The 1,352-nt window shown below is 77.1% G+C and carries 2 protein-coding genes; one reads left to right on the forward strand and one right to left on the reverse strand.

Going from position 1 to position 1,352, the window contains the following annotated elements:
* Positions 1-63: 63 nt before the first annotated feature.
* Positions 64-705: a type 1 glutamine amidotransferase domain-containing protein gene (locus tag ABD308_RS09470; protein ID WP_344330730.1), complete on the forward strand. Its 642-nt coding sequence runs from the start codon at positions 64-66 to the stop codon at positions 703-705.
* Here ABD308_RS09470 and ABD308_RS09475 read toward each other — a convergent pair.
* On the reverse strand, positions 671-1,352 hold a 682-nt coding region (locus tag ABD308_RS09475), incomplete at its 5' end, for a cyanobactin maturation protease PatG family protein (protein WP_425554728.1). The two genes, ABD308_RS09470 and ABD308_RS09475, sit on opposite strands and share 35 nt — an antisense overlap.

The raw sequence follows: 1,352 nt of genomic DNA on the forward strand, positions 1-1,352 counted from the left end.
CGGGCGGGGTGGGCGGCGGGCGGGGTGAGGCGGGTGCGACTCGTCGTCCTCACCGGTCGCACGGTGGCCTTCCTGGTCGCGCCGGAGGGCGCCGAGCAGTCCGAACTGACCGCCTCCTGGCAGGCCGTCGCCGAGGCGGGCGGCACGCCCCGGCTGGTGTCCACCCGGCCCGGACGGGTCCAGGCGTTCCGGTACCTGGACCGGGCGGACACCTTCCCCGTCGACGACGTGGTCGGTGTCGTGCGGCCGAGCGACTACGACGCGCTGGTCCTGCCGGGCGGCGTCGCCAATCCCGACCTGCTGCGGCTGCACCGGGCCGCCGTCTCCTTCGTCCACGAGCTGTCCGCCGCCGGCCGGCCGGTCGCGGTGATCTGCCACGGCGCGTGGACGCTCATCGAGGCGGACGCGGTGCGCGGCCGCACGCTCACCTCCTGGCCGAGCATCCGCACCGACCTGGTCAACGCGGGCGCCTACTGGGTCGACGAGCCGGTGCACGTCTGCCGGGACGGCCCCGGAGTGCTGGTCTCGGCCCGGCGGCCGGCCGATCTGCCGGTCTTCACCGACACGCTGGTGACCGAGTTCGCGCACGCGCCCCCGGCCGGCGGCCCGCACCCGCCCTGGCCGGTCGCCCATGAGGCCGCCCCCTCCCGCCACGCGGCGCCGGAGGAGGTCAGCCGAGGAAGCGGTGGACCGGCGCCAGGCTGACCGGCAGGTCGTCGCTGACGTCGATGCTGTGGACGTAGGTGACCTTGGCGCGCCGTTCGTCGGCCGGGTCGGCGAACCGCACCAGCACGTCCTGGCAGTCCGAGCCCGGCCGGCAGTGCGGGCTCCTGGCGACGGTGACCGCGTCCAGCGTGTAGAGGCCGGGCGGGGCGGTCGTGGGGCGGTCCTCGGGCCCGTCGGGCACCAGGCCGCCGGAGAGCAGGCCCGCGCCCAGCAGGCCGCCGGTCAGGACGGACTCCGTCACGGCGTGGTTCAGGGCCCGTTCGGCGGCGCTCAGGCCCGCGTTGCGGAACTGGAAGTAGATCTTGTCGAGCAGGGCGCGGACGTGACCGGCGACCCGGTCGGGGTCGTCGTGGCCGTGCCGCCGTCCGACGGCGCCCGCGGTGCGCACGGCGTCCACGGCGGCCGCGATGAGCGGGGTCTCCGTCCAGCGGGCCAGTCCGACGGCGCTGACCTGGACGACCGGCACGACCTGTCCGGAGAACAGCCGCGCCGAGCGGTCGGTGAGCCGGCCGGGCACGGTGAGCCGGCCGGTCCGGCCCGGGTCCCCGGCCGGGAGCGACTGGCCGAGCAGCGCGTCGCGCAGCGCCTGGGCGACGGGGTGCACCGGCGGGGCGGCGGCGATCCGG

The organism is Kitasatospora putterlickiae (assembly GCF_039527695.1).
In the GTDB taxonomy this organism is placed as follows: domain Bacteria; phylum Actinomycetota; class Actinomycetes; order Streptomycetales; family Streptomycetaceae; genus Kitasatospora; species Kitasatospora putterlickiae.